This window comes from Streptomonospora mangrovi, assembly GCF_027604915.1.
Classification (GTDB): Bacteria; Actinomycetota; Actinomycetes; order Streptosporangiales; family Streptosporangiaceae; genus Streptomonospora; species Streptomonospora mangrovi.
Genome location: NZ_JAJAQC010000004.1, coordinates 49,093 through 66,302 on the forward strand (window position 1 = coordinate 49,093; position 17,210 = coordinate 66,302).

The 17,210-nt window shown below is 76.9% G+C and carries 18 protein-coding genes and 1 pseudogene; 10 read left to right on the top strand and 9 right to left on the bottom strand.

What is annotated here, in order from left to right; all coding sequences use genetic code 11:
- Window positions 1-118 precede the first annotated feature (118 nt).
- Entirely contained in the window at window positions 119-739 is a 621-nt protein-coding gene (locus tag LG943_RS03000) for a LysE family translocator (protein WP_270070602.1), read from the top strand.
- 21 nt (window positions 740-760) lie between these two features.
- On the opposite strand, the gene LG943_RS03005 is transcribed toward LG943_RS03000, so the two are convergent.
- Window positions 761-1,744 carry a leucine-rich repeat domain-containing protein gene (locus tag LG943_RS03005; RefSeq protein ID WP_270070603.1) on the bottom strand — a complete coding sequence of 328 codons (984 nt, stop codon included), beginning with the start codon at window positions 1,742-1,744 and terminating at the stop codon, window positions 761-763.
- Window position 1,745: 1 nt separating this feature from the next.
- On the bottom strand, window positions 1,746-2,624 hold the full coding sequence (locus LG943_RS03010; RefSeq protein ID WP_270070604.1) for a GNAT family N-acetyltransferase: 879 nt from the start codon (window positions 2,622-2,624) through the stop codon (window positions 1,746-1,748).
- Between the two features lie 176 nt (window positions 2,625-2,800).
- Between LG943_RS03010 and LG943_RS03015 the strand changes: the two genes are divergently transcribed.
- Window positions 2,801-3,496, top strand: a complete 696-nt coding sequence (locus LG943_RS03015) for a type 1 glutamine amidotransferase domain-containing protein (RefSeq protein ID WP_270070605.1) — start codon at window positions 2,801-2,803, stop codon at window positions 3,494-3,496.
- A gap of 33 nt (window positions 3,497-3,529) precedes the next feature.
- Here LG943_RS03015 and LG943_RS03020 read toward each other — a convergent pair whose 3' ends face one another.
- The 3 genes from LG943_RS03020 to LG943_RS03030 form a co-directional block, all read right to left on the bottom strand.
- A complete protein-coding gene (locus LG943_RS03020) occupies window positions 3,530-4,177 on the bottom strand; it encodes a LysE family translocator (protein WP_270070606.1) in 648 nt (215 codons plus the stop codon).
- A gap of 249 nt (window positions 4,178-4,426) precedes the next feature.
- A complete protein-coding gene (locus tag LG943_RS03025) occupies window positions 4,427-5,014 on the bottom strand; it encodes a TetR/AcrR family transcriptional regulator (protein ID WP_270070607.1) in 588 nt (195 codons plus the stop codon).
- A gap of 123 nt (window positions 5,015-5,137) precedes the next feature.
- Window positions 5,138-5,596 carry a MarR family winged helix-turn-helix transcriptional regulator gene (locus LG943_RS03030; protein WP_270070608.1) on the bottom strand — a complete coding sequence of 153 codons (459 nt, stop codon included), beginning with the start codon at window positions 5,594-5,596 and terminating at the stop codon, window positions 5,138-5,140.
- 85 nt (window positions 5,597-5,681) lie between these two features.
- On the opposite strand from LG943_RS03030, the gene LG943_RS03035 reads away from it, so the two are divergent.
- Entirely contained in the window at window positions 5,682-6,764 is a 1,083-nt protein-coding gene (locus LG943_RS03035; protein WP_270070609.1) for an FAD-dependent oxidoreductase, read from the top strand.
- Window positions 6,765-6,832: 68 nt separating this feature from the next.
- Here LG943_RS03035 and LG943_RS03040 read toward each other — a convergent pair whose 3' ends face one another.
- Together LG943_RS03040 and LG943_RS03045 are read right to left on the bottom strand one after the other, a co-directional pair.
- Complete coding sequence (locus LG943_RS03040) at window positions 6,833-7,438, bottom strand: DsbA family oxidoreductase (protein WP_270070610.1); 606 nt, start codon at window positions 7,436-7,438, stop codon at window positions 6,833-6,835.
- Between the two features lie 53 nt (window positions 7,439-7,491).
- Window positions 7,492-8,199, bottom strand: coding sequence for an SDR family NAD(P)-dependent oxidoreductase (locus LG943_RS03045; protein WP_270070611.1), 708 nt, complete (start codon window positions 8,197-8,199; stop codon window positions 7,492-7,494).
- Window positions 8,200-8,312: 113 nt separating this feature from the next.
- On the opposite strand from LG943_RS03045, the pseudogene LG943_RS03050 reads away from it, so the two are divergent.
- The 5 genes and pseudogenes from LG943_RS03050 (at window position 8,313) to LG943_RS03070 (ending at window position 12,156) form a co-directional block, all read left to right on the top strand.
- Window positions 8,313-9,187: pseudogene (locus LG943_RS03050) on the top strand (helix-turn-helix domain-containing protein).
- Between the two features lie 113 nt (window positions 9,188-9,300).
- Entirely contained in the window at window positions 9,301-9,882 is a 582-nt protein-coding gene (locus LG943_RS03055) for a helix-turn-helix domain-containing protein (protein ID WP_270070800.1), read from the top strand.
- 306 nt (window positions 9,883-10,188) lie between these two features.
- A complete protein-coding gene (locus LG943_RS03060; protein ID WP_270070613.1) occupies window positions 10,189-10,884 on the top strand; it encodes an AraC family transcriptional regulator in 696 nt (231 codons plus the stop codon).
- An 82-nt stretch (window positions 10,885-10,966) separates the two neighbouring features.
- A complete protein-coding gene (locus LG943_RS03065) occupies window positions 10,967-11,440 on the top strand; it encodes a cupin domain-containing protein (protein WP_270070614.1) in 474 nt (157 codons plus the stop codon).
- A complete protein-coding gene (locus tag LG943_RS03070; protein ID WP_270070615.1) occupies window positions 11,437-12,156 on the top strand; it encodes a GDSL-type esterase/lipase family protein in 720 nt (239 codons plus the stop codon). The genes LG943_RS03065 and LG943_RS03070 overlap by 4 nt, the downstream gene beginning before the upstream one ends.
- A gap of 162 nt (window positions 12,157-12,318) precedes the next feature.
- Here LG943_RS03070 and LG943_RS03075 read toward each other — a convergent pair whose 3' ends face one another.
- Entirely contained in the window at window positions 12,319-13,881 is a 1,563-nt protein-coding gene (locus LG943_RS03075) for a glycerol-3-phosphate dehydrogenase/oxidase (RefSeq protein WP_270070616.1), read from the bottom strand.
- A complete protein-coding gene (locus LG943_RS03080) occupies window positions 13,878-14,504 on the bottom strand; it encodes a TetR/AcrR family transcriptional regulator (protein ID WP_270070801.1) in 627 nt (208 codons plus the stop codon). The genes LG943_RS03075 and LG943_RS03080 overlap by 4 nt, the downstream gene beginning before the upstream one ends.
- Before the next feature lie 20 nt (window positions 14,505-14,524).
- Between LG943_RS03080 and LG943_RS03085 the strand changes: the two genes are divergently transcribed.
- Window positions 14,525-16,204 carry an FAD-binding oxidoreductase gene (locus LG943_RS03085; protein WP_270070617.1) on the top strand — a complete coding sequence of 560 codons (1,680 nt, stop codon included), beginning with the start codon at window positions 14,525-14,527 and terminating at the stop codon, window positions 16,202-16,204.
- Window positions 16,201-17,184: a YegS/Rv2252/BmrU family lipid kinase gene (locus LG943_RS03090; RefSeq protein WP_270070618.1), complete on the top strand. Its 984-nt coding sequence runs from the start codon at window positions 16,201-16,203 to the stop codon at window positions 17,182-17,184. Before LG943_RS03085 ends, LG943_RS03090 begins: the two co-directional genes overlap by 4 nt.
- The last annotated feature ends 26 nt before the right edge of the window (window positions 17,185-17,210 follow it).

The window sequence follows — 17,210 nt, forward strand, 5'->3', positions numbered from 1 at the left end:
CGATTCTCCCGCGAATCACCGCTCAGGTGGGCAAAGACCGCAACACCTTCGGCCCCCGCGCGTCTAGGCTCAACCCCGCCCCCCGAGCCCCCGCCGCCCCGCTGAAGGAGGAGAACCGATGGACGCCGGCGCCGTGGTCGCCTTCCAGACCGTGTCGCTGCTGCTGGTGTGCGTGCCCGGCGCCGACTGGGCCTTCGCCGTCAGCGCGGGCCTGCGGCACAACGCGGTCGCCCCCGCCGTGGCCGGGCTGGTGGTGGGCTACCTGGGCTACACCGCCCTGGTGGCGGCCGGCGTGGGCGCGGTCATCGCCCGCTCGCCGCTGCTGCTGGCGGCCCTGACCTGGGCCGGCGCGGCCTACCTGATCTGGCTGGGCGCCGCCTCGCTCCTGCGCCCCGCCGCGGCGCCCACGGCCGGCGATACCGCCGCGGCGGGCGGCGGACGCCGCGCGCTGGCCCAGGGGATCGGCGTCACCTGGCTCAACCCCAAGGCGCTGCTGCTCTACCTGGCCCTGCTGCCGCAGTTCGCCGACCCGGCCGACCCCTGGCCCATGGCCGCCCAGATCGGCCTGCTCGGCGCGCTGCACACCCTCAACTGCGGCGTGGTGTACTTCGGCGTGGGCACGCTGGCCCGGCTGGTGCTGCGCACCCGCCCGGCCGCCGCCCGCGCGGTGAGCCGCCTGGCCGGCGCCGCCATGGTGGTGATCGGCGCCCTGCTGCTGGTGGAGCGGCTGGTCGGCTGAGCGGCCGGCCGCGCCCGCCGCCTACAGCAGCACCACGCAGCCGCGCCGGCGCAGGCCCTCCAGCCAGGGCGGCTCGCTCTCCAGCTTGGTCCAGCGCAGGTCCAGCTTCTCCAGGCGCGGCAGGGTGGCCAGCGTCGCGGGCAGCGCGCGCAGCCGGGTCGCCCGCAGGTCCAGGTGGCGCAGGTCGGTCAGCCGGCCCACCGCCGCCGGCAGGTGGTCCAGGGGGTTGTTGCGCAGGTCCAGCAGGCGCAGCCCGCGCAGGTTCCCGACCGACTCGGGCAGGGTGCGCAGCCGGTTGCCGGCGGCGTGCAGCTCGCGCAGCCGCCCCAGCCGCCCCAGCGAGGCAGGTAGGCGCTCCAGGCGGTTGCCGTAGACGCGCAGCTCCCGCAGGGCCGCCATGTCCCCGATCGTCTCCGGCAGCTCCCGCAGCCGGTTGTCAGTGGCGTTGAGGTAGTCCAGCCGGGCCAGCCGCCCGATGGAGCGCGGCAGCGCCGCCAGCCCGTTGTCGCTGAGGTAGAGGTAGCCGCTCAGCCCGGTCAGCCCGCCCACCGCCTCGGGCAGCGCGCCCAGCCGGTTGTGGCCCAGGTCGAGCATGCGCAGCCGGGACAGCCGCGCGACGGCGGGCGGGAGTTCGGTGAGCGCGTTCTGCGCGAGGTTGAGCGTGCGCAGGCCCCGCAGCTCCCACAGCCGCGCGGGCAGGCGCTCCAGCGCGTTGGCGCCCAGGCTGAGGTCGGTCAGCGCCCGCGCGCCGCCCAGCTCGGGCGGCACATCGCGCAGCCGGTTGCCGTAGAGCAGCAGCGCGCGCAGCCGGGGCAGTGCGCCGACGAACGGCGGCAGCACGGTCAGCGCGTTGTGGTCGAGGTCGATGCGGGTGAGGCCGGTGAGGCCGGCCACCGCCTCCGGCAGCCGGGTCAGCCCCGCGCCGGGCGCCACGAGTTCCACCGCGCCGTCCCCGCCGCGGCGCAGCGCCCCCTCGGGCAGGCCCGCGAGCCCCCGCGCGGCCACCTCAGCGCTCCAGGACGTAGGTGCGGGTGCGGGCGTAGGGGGCGAACCCCAGCCCCCGGTACAGCGGCAGCGCGGCCTCGGCGTTGGGGTGGTTCTCCACCGGGTACACCACCGCCTCCTCGGCGCCCAGCGCGCGCAGGGCGTGCAGGGCCGCCAGGCAGACCGCGCGGCCCAGCCCGGCGCGGCGGAAGGCGGGCGCGGTGCCCACCGGCTCAAGTTCGCCGACGCGGTTGTACTCGTCCCACCAGACCAGGCAGTTGGCCGCGAACGCGCCGCCGGGCGCCTCGACCACCCAGTCCAAATCCTCGCGGTAGGGCCAGGCGGCGCGCACGTTGCGGTAGGAGTCGACGGTGACCGCCGAGGGGTGCCACACCTCGCGGTGCAGCGCCACGCGCCGCTCCAGGTCGGCCTCGCCGCGCAGCGGCCGGGCGGTGAACCCGGCGGGCAGCACCGGGCGCGGCAGGCCGGCCAGGGAGCGGGACATGTACACGCCCCGGTAGGCGCGCCTGTCCCACGTGTAGCCGGCGCGCTCCAGCGCGGCGACCAGGTGCGCCTCGCGCTCCAGCACCGTGACGAGCAGCCGGGGCGCGGTGGCGGTGGCCGCGAACCAGGCGAGCACGTCGTCGGCGAGTTCGGGCCGCGCCGGGTCCACCAGCAGGTCCAGGGTGCCGGGCAGCTCCACCCACCCCCACGCGCGCACCCGCCCGGCCTCCTCCCACAGCAGGGTGGGGCGGTCGGGTTCGCGGCCCAGGTGCTGGTTGCGCTGCCAGGCGAGGTCGCCGACGTGGAAGCGGGCGGACCGCGACCACGTCCGCCGCGCGAGGTCCTGCATGGCCCGCAGGTCGGCGGGGACGGTGTAGGGGCGGATCGTCGTGGGCACCGCCCGATCATGCCAAGGCGCCCGCCGGGCCCGCCACTCCTTTGGCGCGGCGCCGCACCGCCACCCGGGCGCGCGCCCTCGGTAGTGTCGCAAGGGTGCGGCCCGGTCGGGGCCGCAGCGATTCGACCGCGCCGCCCGGGGCCGCGCCCCGGCGGCGCACGAGGGGGGAGCAGCACATGGCACGGATCCTGTTCGTCGTGACCGGCGCCGACCACTGGACGCTGACCGACGGCACCAGGCACCCCACCGGCTTCTGGGCGGAGGAGCTGCTGGCGCCCTACCGCGTGTTTGTCCAGGACGGCCACGAGGTCGCGGTGGCCACGCCCGGCGGCGTGCGCCCGGTGGCCGACGAGGCCAGCCTGGCGCCCGACGCCAACGGCGGCGAGGAGGGCGCCGCGCGCGCCCGGCGCGAACTGGCCCAGATCACCCAACTGGAGTCGCCGCTGGTGCTGGCCGACGTCGACCCCGCCGCCTACGGCGCGGTGTTCTACCCGGGCGGGCACGGTCCCATGGAGGACCTGGCGCGCGACGCCGACTCCGCCCGCGTGCTCACCGAGGCGATGGGCGCCGGCACACCGCTGGGCGTCGTCTGCCACGGCCCGGCCGCGCTGCTGGCCACCGCCGCGGCCCCGGGCGGCTCGCCCTTCGCCGGGCGCCGCCTCACCGGGTTCACCAACGCCGAGGAGCGCCAGGCCGGGCTCGCCGACAAGGCACCGTGGCTGCTCCAGGACCGGCTGGGCGAACTCGGCGTCGAGTTCGTCGAGGGCGAGCCGTGGCTGCCCAACGTGGTGGTCGACGGCACCCTGATGACCGGGCAGAACCCGGCGTCCTCGCTCCCGCTGGCCCTGGAGGTCAGCGCCGCGCTGCGCTGAGGGCCGGGCCGGGCGCCGGCCGCGCGGCCGTGCTCAACGGGTGTCGGCGGCCAGCCGCACGGCCAGGGCGGCGTAGACGGTGCCCGAGATCCCGTTGAGCCAGCGCTGGACGGCGGGGCGGGCGCGCACGGTGTCGCCCAGGCGCCCGGCCAGCACGCCGGCCGTGCCGTCCACCGCCAGGCCCACCGCGATGAACATCAGGCCCAGCAGGAAGAACTGCGCCAGCACGCCGCCCTGCTCGGGGTGGATGAACTGCGGGAAGAAGGCCAGGTAGAACGCGATCACCTTGGGGTTGGCCAGGTTGGTCAGCAGCGCCTGGCCGAAGACCCGGGCGCCGGAGCGGCCGCGCGCCCCCGCCTCCGGCGCGCCGGCCCGGCCGGCGGCGGGGCGGGCGGCGTCGCGGAAGGCGCCGACGGCCAGGTAGAGGAGGTAGACCGCGCCCAGCACGCGCACGGCGGTGAAGGCGGCGGGGAACGCCTCCAGCAGGGCGCCCAGTCCCAGCGCGGCGGCGGTGGTGTGCACCGCCAGCCCGGCCGAGACGCCGAGGGCGGCGACGATCCCCGCGCGCGGGCCCGTGGCCAGGCCGGTGGCGGTGATGAAGAGCATGTCGGGGCCGGGGATGAGCGACATCACCAGCGCGGCCAGGCAGAAGGCGGCGGCCACACCCGGGTCGATCGGCATTGGTGCACCTGTTTTCGTGGGGGTCCCTGAGACCGGCGCGGCGGCGTCGGCGGGGGCGCTCGGCGGACGCGGGCGCGCGGCGGGGCAGGGCGCCGCCGGTCCGGGATCCGAACGCGCGCGGAATGGTACCGCGCTTACCGGGCGATATCAGGTGGATTTTCCGGTTGCGGGGCTCACGGCGGGGGACCGGCGGAGCGGGGCGGGACTCCGGTGCGCGGCGGCCCGGAGGCCGCGGCGCTCACGCCGTGCTCACTCCGTGCGGCGCAGCCCCGTGATGAGGAGCCCGGCGAGGCGGCGGGCGTCGTAGTCGGGGTCCTTGTCGGCGCCGATGCACAGGTTGCCCACGCCGCGCATCAGCTCCAGGGCCGCCACGTCGGAGCGGATCTCGCCGGCGGCGGCAGCGGCGTCGAGCAGACGGGTGCACACGGGCACGAGGCGGTCGAGGAAGTAGGCGTGCAGCGTCTCGAAGCCCGCGCTGTCGGACTGGAGCACGGCGGCCAGGCCGTGCTTGGTGACCAGGAAGTCGACGAAGAGGTCGATCCAGCGCGCGAGCGCGGCGTGGGGGGTGGGGCTGCTCGCCAGCAGGGCCGGTCCGGCCTCGGCGCAGGACTCGACCTGGTGCCGGTAGACGGCGACGATGAGGTCGGCGCGGGTGGGGAAGTGCCGGTAGATGGTGCCCACCCCGACACCGGCCTTGGCCGCGATGTCGCGCACCGGCGCCTCCACGCCCGAGGCGACGAACACCGCCGCCGCGGCGTCGAGCAGGGCCTCCTTGTTGCGCCGGGCGTCCGCCCGCTGGGAGCGGGCGGGCCGCCCCGCGTTCCCGCCGTCGTCCACCGCGCCCTCCCGCTTCCCGGTTCCGCTGGTTGGACCCTAGCAAACGGAACAAAGTTCCCCTTGGTCGCCGTGCGCGTGCGCCCGGCGAGGCCGGTGCCGTCGGCCCGCCCGGAGCCGCGGCCCTCAGGAGGCGGCGCGCTCGGCGGCGGACGCGCCGGCCAGCAGCCGCTCCAAGAGCGCCTTGAGCAGGTCGGCGTCGTCGGCGCCCAGTTCGGCGGTCAGCGCCTCCAGGCCGGCCATCACGTCGCGGTGGGTGGCCACGGCGACCCGCTGCCCCTCCTCGGTGAGGCCCACCCGCCACATGCGGCGGTCGCGGGGGTCGCGCACCCGCTCGACCAGGCCGCGCCGCTCCACGCGGTCGACGAGGCCGCTGAGGCCGGGCTTCTCCAGGTGGAGCATGCGCCCCAGGGCGGCCATGTACACCGGTCCGCCCACCAGGCGGCACATCAGGTGCGCCTGCTGGGAGGTGAGGCCGTGGCGGCGGGCGACGCCCCCGAACAGCTCCTCGACGGTGCCGGACAGGCGGATCAGCAGGTAGGGCGTGCTCTCGGTGTGGTCGGGGGAGTCCGTGACCGCTGCCATACCCGCAGCCTAGTTGACGAAGGTTCACGCCACGAACTAATTTGTTCGCGACACGAACCATTCGTATTGCAAACTAGGAGTGCCCATGCCCAGCACCGTGGCGGTTGTGGGAGGCGGGTACGGCGGCATCGGCGCGGCCCGGGAACTGGACGCGGCGGCCGACGTCGTCCTCATCGAGCCCCGCGACACCTTCGTGCACCACGTCGCCGCACTGCGCGGCCTGGTCGACCCCGCGTGGGTGGACCGGATCTTCCTGCCCTACGACCGGCTCCTGGAGCGGGGCCGCGTCGTGCGCGACCGGGCGGCGGCCGTCGACCCGGGCGGGGTCGTGCTCGGGTCGGGCGAGCGGATCGACGCCGACTTCGTGGTCCTGGCCACCGGCGCGTCCTACCCCTTCCCGGCCAAGTTCGCCGAGGCCGACAGCGCCGAGGCCAAGGCCCGGCTGCGCGACGCCCACGCCGAACTCGCCGCGGCCGACGCCGTGCTGCTGCTGGGCGCCGGTCCGGTCGGCCTGGAGTTCGCCGGCGAGATCAAGGCGGCCTGGCCCGGCACCGCCGTCACCGTGGTCGACCCGGCCGACGACATCCTCGCCGGCGCCTTCCCCGAGGAGTTCCGCGCGGAGGTGCGCCGCCAACTCGCGGACCTGGGGGTGGAGCTGGTGCTGGGCACCGCGCTCACCGCCGAGCCGGCCACCCCGCCGGGCAAGACCGCCCCGCTGACCGCCGCCACGGAGTCGGGCCGCGCCATAAGCGCCGACATCTGGTTCCGCTGCCACGGCGTCGCGCCCGCCACCGACTACGCCTTCGACGGCGGCCTGGCCGCGGCGCGGCAGGTCGGCGGCGGCCTCCAGGTCACCGCCGACCTGCGGCTGCCCGGCCACGGCACCGTGTTCGCCATCGGCGACGTCACCGCCCTGCCCGAGGCCAAGACCGCCCGGAACGCCTCGGCCCAGGCGCGGGCCGCCGCCGCCGGCGTCCGCGCCCTCATCGAGGGCCGCGAACCCGCCCCCTACGAGCCGATGCCGCCCGGCATCATGCTGCCGCTGGGCCCCGCCCGCGGCGCCGGCTTCAGCCCCGCGACGGGCGTGCTCGACGCCGCCACGACCGCGCAGTTCAAGGGCTCGGAGATGATGGTCGGCCACTACCGCGAACTGCTCGGCCTGGACTGAGCCGAGTCCTCGGCCGCCCGTCCGCCCACCGGCCGGCCGCCGCGCGGCGGCCGGCCGGGGCCGGCGGATCACCCGGTGAGCGCGGCCAGCAGCGCCTCCTCGCTCTGCTCACCGTTGAGCACCCGCCCGCCGTCGAAGCGGAAGCCCGGCACGGCCTCCGCCACGAAGTCCAGGCCCCGCACCCGCTCCAGCTCCCGCCGCAGCTCCTCCTCGCCGCCGGGACCGGGGTCCACCCCGACTTCGGCGGCGAGCCGCGCCAGCACGGCGGGATCGGCCACGTTGACGCCGTCGGTGAAGTAGGCGCGGAACAACCGCTCGGCCATGGCCTCGCCCCGGTTCAGCGGCGCGGCCCGAGCGATGAGGCGGTGGGCCTCGAAGGTGTTGGTCGAGACCACCCGCGTGAAGTCGACGCGCAGGCCGTCGGCGGCGCCGAAGCCGGTGGTGGCCTGTACCGCGCGGGCCGCCTCCTCGCCGCGGTCGCGCAGGTGGGTCACGAAGAGGGGCTCTCCGGCGGGGTCGGCGTCGGGCCGGAACCGGTAGGGCAGCAGCACCGTCTCGACCTCGCCGCCGGCCGCGCGGAACCGCTGCTTCGCCCGGCGGTAGCGGGTGAACATCTGGTAGGAGAAGACGCAGGCGAGGTCGAAGACGAACTCGACTCGGCGCGGGGACGCCATCGCGGATACCGCCCTTCCGTGGCGGGTCGGGGACTGGGCGGGGCGTGCGGCGCTCACCAGGGCACCGGCCCGGCGCTGGAGAAGAAGCCGCCGGTGGGCCCGCCGGGTCCGGCCGCCGCCATGCGCACGATGATCTCGGCCCCCTCCTCCACGGTCTGCGGACCGCTGTGGCCGTTGAGGTCGGTGGCGGTGTGGCCGGGGTCCACGGCGTTGACGCGCAGGCGCGGGAAGGCTTGGGCGTACTGGGCGGTGACCATGTTGAGGGCGGCCTTGGCCGCGGCGTAGTCGAGCGCGGGCAGCCACGTGGGCACGTGCGCGGCGCGGACGTCCGGGTCGGTGGTCACGGCCAGCGACCCCAGGCCGCTGCTGACGTTGACCACGAGGGGCGCGGCGCCGCGCTCCAAGAGGGGCAGGAACGCCCGCAGCACGCGGACCGCGCCGAACAGGTTGGTGTCGAAGCAGGCGCGCATGTCCTCGGCGGTGGTGTCGGCGACCGGCTTGCGCGCGCCCACGATTCCGGCGTTGTTGACCAGGACGTCGAGGTGCCCGGCCTCCTCGGCGACCCGGGCGGCTGCGCGCGCCACCGACGCGGGGTCGGTGACGTCCAGGAGCAGCGGCCGGGCGCCCAGCGCGCGGGCCGCCGCCGTGCCCCGGGCGGCGTCGCGGGCCCCGGCGTAGACGGTGTGCCCGGCCGCCACCAGTTGGCGCGCGGTCTCATATCCGAGCCCTTTGTTGGCCCCGGTGATCAGTGTGGTGGTCATGGCCGCCAGCCTCGCCGCACGCGGCCGGGGCGGGCAGTACCCGGCTCTTCCTGGGAAACGCTGTACCCCCCTGGCGCCCGCCCCGGCCCGGGGCGCCCTCCTATAGTGGGCACATGACGGGAGAGGACCGGGCGACCGAACGGCGCGCCGGCGGCGAACTCGGCGCCGCCCTGCGCCAGTGGCGCGACCGCGTCCGCCCCGCCGACGTCGGGCTGCCCGCCGACCGGCCGCGGCGGGCGGCGGGACTGCGCCGCGAGGAACTGGCGCGGCTGGCCGGCATCTCCGTGGACTACGTGGTGCGCCTGGAGCAGGGGCGGGCGTCCTCGCCCTCGGTGCAGGTGCTCGCCGCCCTGGCGCGGGCGCTGCGCCTCACCGACGAGGAGCGGCGCCACCTGTTCCTCCTGGCCGGGCGGCTCGAACCCGCCCGGGACCGGGTGGCGGCGCACCTGACCCCCGGCGTGCTGCGGCTGGTGGACCGGTGGGAGGGCTCCGCGGTCGCCGTGTTCGACGCCGCCTGGACCTTGACCGCCTGGAACCGGTTGTACGCCGCGCTGGCCGGGGACCCCTCAGGCGAGACCGGGCGCGGCCGCAACCTGCTGTGGCGGCACTTCACCGGCATGCTCAGCCGGGTCAGCCACACGCCCGAGCAGAACGAGCGCTTCGAGCGCGCGGCGGTCGCCGACCTGCGTGCCGCCACCGCGCGCTACCCCGGCGACACCCGGCTGCGTCGCTGGCCGCCGACCTGCGGCGGCACAGCCCGCGCTTCGCCGAACTGTGGGCCGCCCACGCCGTGGGCGCGCACGTCACGGACACCAAGACCGTGCACCACCCCGAGGTGGGCGTGCTGGAGCTGGACTGCGACGTGCTGGCCGTACCCGGCGGCGACATGCACGTGGTCGCGCACACCGCCGCGCCCGGCTCGGTGTCCGCCGAGCGGCTCCGCCGGCTCGGCGACATCGGCACCCGGTACACGGCCTGCGCGCTGTAGTGCCGTTTCGGCAACAGGGTTTGCCGGAACCGCGCCCGCCGGGTGAGGATGAACGGATGGAACAGGCGGAGCAGCCGGAACAAGCGGAGCGGACGGGTCGGCAGCCGGACCCCATGGTGCGGGTGCTCAACGAGGTCGGGCCGCGGCTCAAGCGGCTGCGCGCCGAACGCGGCGTCACCCTGTCGGCGCTGTCGGAGGCCACCGGCATCTCCGCGAGCACCCTGTCGCGGCTGGAGTCGGGCCGGCGGCGGCCCAGCCTGGAACTGCTGCTGCCGATCTCGCGCGCCCACCAGGTGCCCCTGGACGAACTGGTCGGCGCGCCGGAGGTGGGCGACCCCCGGGTGCGCCTGACACCGCACCGCTCCAACGGCGCCACGGTGGTGCCGCTGACCCGCCAGCCCGGCCCGCTTCAGGCGTACAAGATGGTGCTCCCGGCCGGACGCTGCACGCCCGAGCCCCGCACCCACGAGGGCTACGAGTGGCTGTACGTGCTGGCCGGGCGCCTGCGCCTGGTGCTGGCCGACCACGACCTCGTGCTGGGCACCGGCGAGGTCGCGGAGTTCGACACCCGCCTGCCGCACTGGTTCGGCAGCACCGGCGAGGCGCCGGTGGAGATCCTCAGCCTCTTCGGCCGCCAGGGCGAGCGCATGCACGTCCGCGCCAAGCCCCGCCGAGCGGAGCAGGCCGAGGAGTAGGCCGGTCGGGCGCTCCTCGGCCCCGTCCTCCCACGGCTGCGGCCCAGGGCCGTGCGGCGCCGCGTGACGGGGAGCCGGCGGGAACCGCGGCACCGGCCGCAGACGGTGGTGACCACTCCGCGGACCGTGGTCTTCCCGGGCCGGGCGGCTCCTACACTGACGAAAATGGGGGACCACACGGCCACCGAAGTCCGTGCCCGTCCGGCGCCCGTCTTGCGGGAGTACGTCGACTCCTATGTCGGCTTCGACCTCCGCGGGCTCCCGACGGGTGTGCACTGCGGCCCGCCGGGCCGCGCGCTGACCGCGGTGATCAGCCTGTCCGATCCGCTGGAGGTGGCGGCGGGCGTTGACGACGGTTCACCGGTCACCCGGTTCGGCAGCGTGGCCGGCGGCCTGATGTGCCGTTCCGTCGCGATCCACCACGGCGGACGCCTGCAAGGTGTGCAGGTGGCGCTGACACCGCTGGGGGCCCGGGCCGTCTACGGCATGCCGTCCGCCGAACTGGCCCACCGACTGGTCCCCCTTGACGAGCTTCTCGGCGCGCTCGCCGGCGAGCTGGTCGACCGGCTCCGGTCGGCGACGACGTGGGCGGCGCGGTTCACCGCGCTGGACGAACTGCTCCTCCGGGCCGTCGGCCGTGGCGCCCGCGGCGACCAGGTGAGTCGGGTGCGCCCCGAGGTGGCCGAGGCGTGGCGCCGCCTCGTCGCCGCGCGCGGGTGCGTCCAGGTGGGTGCGGTCGCCGCTGAGCTCGGCTGGAGCCGCCGGTACCTCACCGAGCGGTTCCGCGGTGAGGTCGGCCTGTCGCCGAAGACCTTCGCCCGCGTCCTGCGCTTCGAGCACGCGCACGAACTGGCGGCGGCGCGGGACCCGCTCCCGTGGGGCGATGTGGCCGCCGCCTCCGGCTACGCCGACCAGGCCCACCTCGTTCGGGACTGGCGCGAGTTCACGGGCCGGTCACCGACGGCCTGGCGCCGCGGCGAAGTCCTCCTCGGAGCCGGGTAGCCGCCGACCGTCCGCCCGTCGCCTCGGCCGCTCTTCCCTTTTCTTCAAGACCGCCCGAGCGCGGCCGTGGAAGATCATCGGCATGAGACTCCTCAATCACGAACGCAACGCCGTGGACCTGCGGACCACCCCCGTGCACCTCGGACTGGGATCGACGGCGCGACCCGTCGAGGGATTCGCCTGGGAGCCGGAGGTGCTCCGGGCCTACAGCGCCGCGGTCGCGGCGGACGGCGCCGAGGGCCGGATGGTGATGGTCTTCGACGGAGAGGGGCCCGGCGACCACTGGGAAAGCCACACCGCGGGCGACGAACTGGTCATCTGCCTCAGCGGGTCCGTGACGGTCACCCGCGACGTGGACGGGGCGCCCGAGCACGTCCGGCTCGGACCGGGCGAGGCCACCGTCAACCCGGCCGGGGTGTGGCACGCGGTCGACATGGAGGGGCCGACGTCCATCCTGGCCATCACCCCGACCCTCGGCACCGAGCACCGTCCCCGGACCGCCGACACCCGCCCGGCCGAACGCGTCGGCACCCCCGGCCCGGAGGAAGCGCCGTGACGACACGCATCGCGTGCCTCGGCGACAGCCTCACCCGCGCGCGGTTCAGCGCCGACTACCTGGACCTCCTCCGAGGGCGCCACCCCTCCGGTGACGTGCAGTTCACCCGGTTCGGCGTCAACGGCGACTTCGCCTACAACCTTTTGCAGCGCCTCGACGTTGTCGTCGCGGACCCGCCCGACGTGGTCACCGTGCTGATCGGGACCAACGACGCCCGAGCGAGCCTGCCCGGCTACCCCGTCGAGCAGGCCATGAGGCGAAAGAAGCTCCCCGAGCGCCCGTCGGCGGGCTGGTTCCACGAGTGCCTGGGAGCCGTCGTCGCACGGCTGCGAGCGGAGACCGACGCGGCGATCGGTCTGCTGTCGCTGCCGGTACTCGGCCAAGAACTCGACGGAGCGGCGGCGCGGGCGTCGCAGGCGTACAGCCGGATGATCGCCGAGGTCGCCGCCGCCAACGAGGTGGCCTACCTTCCGCTCCACGAGCGCCAGGTCGAGGAACTGCGCCGAGCGGACCCGCCGCCGACCCCCTACCGGGAGGCGACGCCCGCGGTGGTCATCGGCGTCCTCCTCCAGCAGGCAGTGCTGCGCCGCAGCCTCGACACGATCTCGCGGCGGCGAGGTCTCGTGCTCACGACCGACCAGATCCACCAGAACAGCCGGGGCGCCGCCCTTATCGCTGAGGTGATCGACGCCGGTCTGCTGACCCCGAGCGCGTAACCGGTTCCGGCGCCCGGCCCGTCCGATGCCGTCTCCCGCGAGGAGTCGGCGAATCCGGGGGCCGGGGCGCGCGATCGTCGGCGGGCGGGAAGCGGGCTGCGCGACCTGCGGGGGCGCCGCCAACCGCCCTCGCCCCCGCTTCCCGGTCTCCCGCCCCACCGCTCAGTCGGCGTCGGTGTCGGTGTCGGCGGTGGCCTCCGCCAGTGCCTCGCGGGCCGCCGAGTGCAGGGCGGCGCCGTGCTCGGCGACCAGGGCCGCGCGGGTGCGGCGTTCCAGCAGGTCGGATACCTCAAGCGCGCCCTCCCGGCGCACCGCCCAGCGCAGTTCCGCGCCCGTGACCCCCGCCGCCAGCGGCTCAAGCAGCTCCGGGCGCCCCTCCGCTTCGGCGAGCACGGCCGGGGCCTCGGCGCCGTAGCGCGCCACCAGGCGGCGCGGCGCGCGGACGCGGCGCAGTTCGGCGGGCGAGGCCGCGCCCACCAGCGGCAGCGCGCGGGTGCGGCAGGGCCCGGCGCGCAGTCCGGCGCGGGCCAGCGCGGTGTCCACGGCGTCCTGCGCCATGCGCCGATACGTCGTCAGCTTCCCGCCGACCACCGTCACCACGCCCTCCGGTGAGGTCAGCACGGCGTGGCGGCGGGAGAGGTCGGCGCTGGGGCCCGACCCGGTGTCCAGCAGGGGCCGCAGCCCGGCGAACGCCCCGGCCACGTCGGCGCGGCCGGGCGGGGTGCGCAGCGCCCGCCCCGCCGTGGCCAGCAGGAACGCGATGTCGTCCTCGGTCGGCTCGGGGACGTCGGGCACCGGCCCCTCCACGGGCTCGTCGGTCAGTCCGAGGTAGACCCCGCCGTCGAGCTGGGGGAGCACCAGCGCGAACCGGGCGCGGTGGCCGGGCACCGGCAGGGTCAGCGCGGTGCGCAGGCCGGGGAACAGCCGACCGGGCAGCACCAGGTGGGTGCCGCGGCTGGGGCGCAGCCGCACCTCGGGCGCCAGGCCGGCGGCCCACACGCCCGTGGCGTTGACGACCGCCCGCGCCCGCACGCGCAGCGCGGCACCGCTGAGGCCGTCGCGCAGCAGGGCGCCGCCGCCGTCGGCCTCCTCCACCGCGCACCGGGTGAGGACGGCGGCGCCGCGCGCGGCGGCGGTGCGGGCCAGGGCCACCACCAGGCGGGCGTCGTCGACGAGCTGGCCGTCGTAGGAGAGCTGGCCGCCGCGCAGCCCCTCGGGCCGCAGCCCCGGGGCCAGTTCCAGCGCGCGGGCGCGCGACACGCGCCGGGAGGCGGGCAGCAGGGCGCCCGGGGTGCCGGCCGACACCCGCAGCGCGTCGCCCATCAGCAGCCCGGCGCGGGTCACGGCGGCCTGGAGGCGGCCGGTCTCGGCGTGCAGGGGCAGCAGCATCGGCAGCGCCCGCACCAGGTGCGGGGCGGTGCGCGCGATGAGGATGTGGCGCTCGCGCGCGCTCTCGCGGGCGATGCCGACCTGGCCGGCGGCCAGGTAGCGCAGCCCGCCGTGGACCAGCTTGGAACTCCACCGGCTGGTGCCGAAGGCGAGGTCGTGCTTTTCGGCGAGGACGACGCGCAGGCCGCGCGCCGCGGCGTCCAGCGCGATCCCGGCGCCGGTGACCCCGCCGCCGGCCACCACCAGGTCCACGTCGGGGTCCTCGGCGAGCCGGTCCAGGTCGCGGGCGCGGCGCGCGGCGTTGAGGGAGGAGCCGGGTGCGGGCGCGGGGCTCACTCCCGGCCCTCGGGGCGCAGGTAGGCGTCGAGCATCCGGCGCAGCTCGGCGGTCTGGCGCTCCAGCGGCAGGGTGTCCTCGACCAGCCGCCAGGACAGCGCCGCGCTTTGTGCGGCCAGCAGCATCATGCGGGCCAGCTCGGCGGGGTCGCCCGCGCGCACCGAGCCGTCGGCCTGGCCGGCGCGGATCTGGCGCTCGGCCACGGCCAGCAGGCTGAGCTGGCTGGAGCCCAGCCGGTGGAAGGTGTAGGTGATCAGCGCCTCGGGCTCGGTGTCGATGATGCGGCCCAGCAGCGGGTGGCCGCGCAGTTCGGCGACGACGAGGACGGTCCCGGCCACCAGGCGGGCGCGTGCGTCGCCGCCCGCGACGGCGGCGCGCGGTGTGACGGCGTCGGCCACCGCGCGCATCTCGCGGGTGAGCAGGTCGGCCAGCAGGGTGCCGATGTCGCGCCAGCGCCGGTAGACGGTCGGGCGGCTGACCCCGGCGCGGCGGGCGACGTCGGTCAGTGTGAGCCGCCGCAGCCCGAAGAGGGCGATGGACTCATAGGCGGCGTCGAGGAGGGTGTCGGCCAGGGGGTCGGGGGAGGGGGAGCCGTCCCCGCCGTCCTCGTTACTGATTGACATCACGTGCAAAACTGTAACGCATGACGGCACCCACCCACCGTATCGGTGAACCCGCCTGGGACGCCTGGGGCGACCCCGCCCGCGCCCACCACCTCACCCCCGACCAGCGCGCGCTCATCGCCCAGGTGCTGGGGGTGCCCGCCACCACCGCCGCGCCGCGCGCCGCCGAGACCGAGCTGCGGGTGGCGCGCAGCGCCCTGCCTCCGGCGGCGCGGGCCGCCCTGGCCGCCGCCGTGGGGCCGGCCCACGTCAACACCAACCCCGCCGCCCGCCTGCGCCGCGCCGGCGGCAAGAGCACCCCTGACCTGCTGCGCCGGCGCGCCGGGGACGTCGCCCGCGCGCCCGACGCCGTCGTGTCCCCCGCCGACCACGACCAGGTGGCGGCGGTGCTGGCCGCCTGCGCCGAGCACGGGGTGGCCGTGGTGCCCTTCGGCGGCGGCACCAGCGTGGTGGGCGGCGTGGAGCCGCTGCGCGGCGGGTTCGCCGCCGCGATCACCCTGGACCTGCGCCGCCTGGACCGGCTGGTCGCGCTGGACCCGGTCGCCCGCACCGCCACCCTCCAGGCCGGGCTGCGCACGCCCGAGGCGGAGGAGGTGCTGGCCGACTTCGGCATGACGCTGGGGCACCGGCCGCAGAGCTACGAGTACGCCACCATCGGCGGCTACGCGGCCACCCGCTCGGCCGGCCAGGACTCCGCCGGCTACGGCCGCTTCGACTCCATGGTCCTGGCGCTGCGGGCGGCCACCCCGCGCGGCACCCTCGACCTGGGCCGGGCGCCCGCCTCGGCCGCGGGCCCCGACCTGCGCCAGCTCCTGCTGGGCTCCGAAGGGGTGTTCGGCGTGATCACCGAGGTCACGCTGCGGGTGCGCCCCCTGCCCGCGGCCGAACACGAGGAGGCGTGGGGCCTCCCCGACTTCGCCGCCGGCACCGAGGCGCTGCGCGCCCTGGCCCAGGGCGGCCTGCGGCCCACCCTCGTGCGGCTCTCCGACCCCGCCGAGACGTTCGTCAACGCCGTCCTGGCCGGAGCGCCGGCTCCGCAGGGATGCCTGGCCGTGGTGCGCTGCGAGGGCGACGCCGCCTACGTGGCCGCCGCGCGCGACGCCGCGGCCGCCGCCCTGCGCGCGGTCGGCGGCGCCCCGCTGGGCGCGGAGCCCGTGGCGCACTGGCGCGAGGGCCGCTACTCGGCGCCCTACCTGCGCGACGCGCTGCTGGACGCCGGCGTGCTGGCCGAGACGCTGGAGACCGCCGCCACCTGGTCGCGGCTGCCCGGGCTGCGCCGGGCGGTCACCGCCGCCCTCACCACCGCCCTGGGCGGCGGGGGCGGGCCCGAGCCGCTCGTGCTGTGCCACATCTCCCACATCTATCCCGAGGGCGCCTCGCTCTACTTCACCGTGGCCACCGCCGCCGGGGACGACCCGCTGGAGCGCTGGCGGGCCGCCAAGCGGGCGGCCGGCGACGCGATCACCGCGCACGGCGGCACCATCACCCACCACCACGCCGTGGGCACCGACCACCGGCCGTGGTTGGGCGCCGAGGTGGGCGATCTGGGCGTGGAGGTGCTGCGCGCGGTCAAGCGCACACTGGACCCGGCCGGCGTGCTCAACCCCGGCAAGCTGATCCCCGCCTCCGCTCCCGGCACCGGTCGAGGGGGCGGTGCCGGGAGCGGGACGGAGAGCGGCGCCGAGGAGGGACGGCGGTGACCGGTGGGGGAGAGGCCGCCCCGCGCACGGTGACCCTGCTGGCCAACCCGGTCGCGGGCGGTCGGCGCGGCGCCGCCTGGGCCGCCGAGGCCGCGCGCCGGCTGCTGGCCCGGGGCATCGACGTCGACCTCGTCGCCGGGCGCGACGCGGCCGAGTCCCGCGCCCGGGCGCGGGCGTGCGTGGCCGCCGGCTCCGACGTGCTCGCGGTGGCCGGCGGCGACGGCATGGTGCACCTGGCCGTGCAGGAGTTGGCGGGCAGCGCCACGGCGCTGGCGGTGCTGCCCACCGGCACCGGCAACGACTTCGCCCGCGCGCTGGGGATCCCGGCGGGCGACCCCGCCGCGGCCGCCGCGGTGGTGGCGGGCGGCCGGCGCCGCCGCATCGACGTGGGCGTGTGCACCCCTTCGGCGGCCGCCGGGGCGCCCGCGCCCGAGGCGCGCCGGTTCGCGACCGTGCTGACCAGCGGCTTCGACTCCTTCGTCAACGAGCGGGCCAACCGCATGGCCTGGCCGCGCGGGCGCGCCCGCTACGCGGCGGCGGTCCTGGCCGAACTGGGCCGGCTGCGCCCCCGGCCGTTCACCGTCATTGCCGACGGCCGAGCCGAGGAGTTCGAGGCGGTCCTGGTGGCGGTGGGAAACACCGGCGTCTACGGCGGCGGCATGCGCGTCTGCCCCCACGCCCTCCCCGACGACGGCCTGCTGTCGGTCACCGTGGTGGGTCCGGCCACGCGCGCCGGGCTGCTGCGCGCCTTCCCCCGCATCTACCGGGGCAGCCACGCCACCCACCCGCTGGTGCGCACCTTCCACGCCCGCACGCTGCGCGTGGAGGCCCCCGACGTGCCCGCCTTCGCCGACGGCGAGCCCGTTGGCGCGCTGCCCCTGGCGGCCGAGGCCGCCCCGGCGGCCCTGGAGGTCGTCGTGCCGCGCCCCCGCGCCCGTCCCGGGATCACCGGGGGCGACGGGTGCGGCGGGCACCGGTAGCGTCGGGGCAGGTGTCCGGCACACCG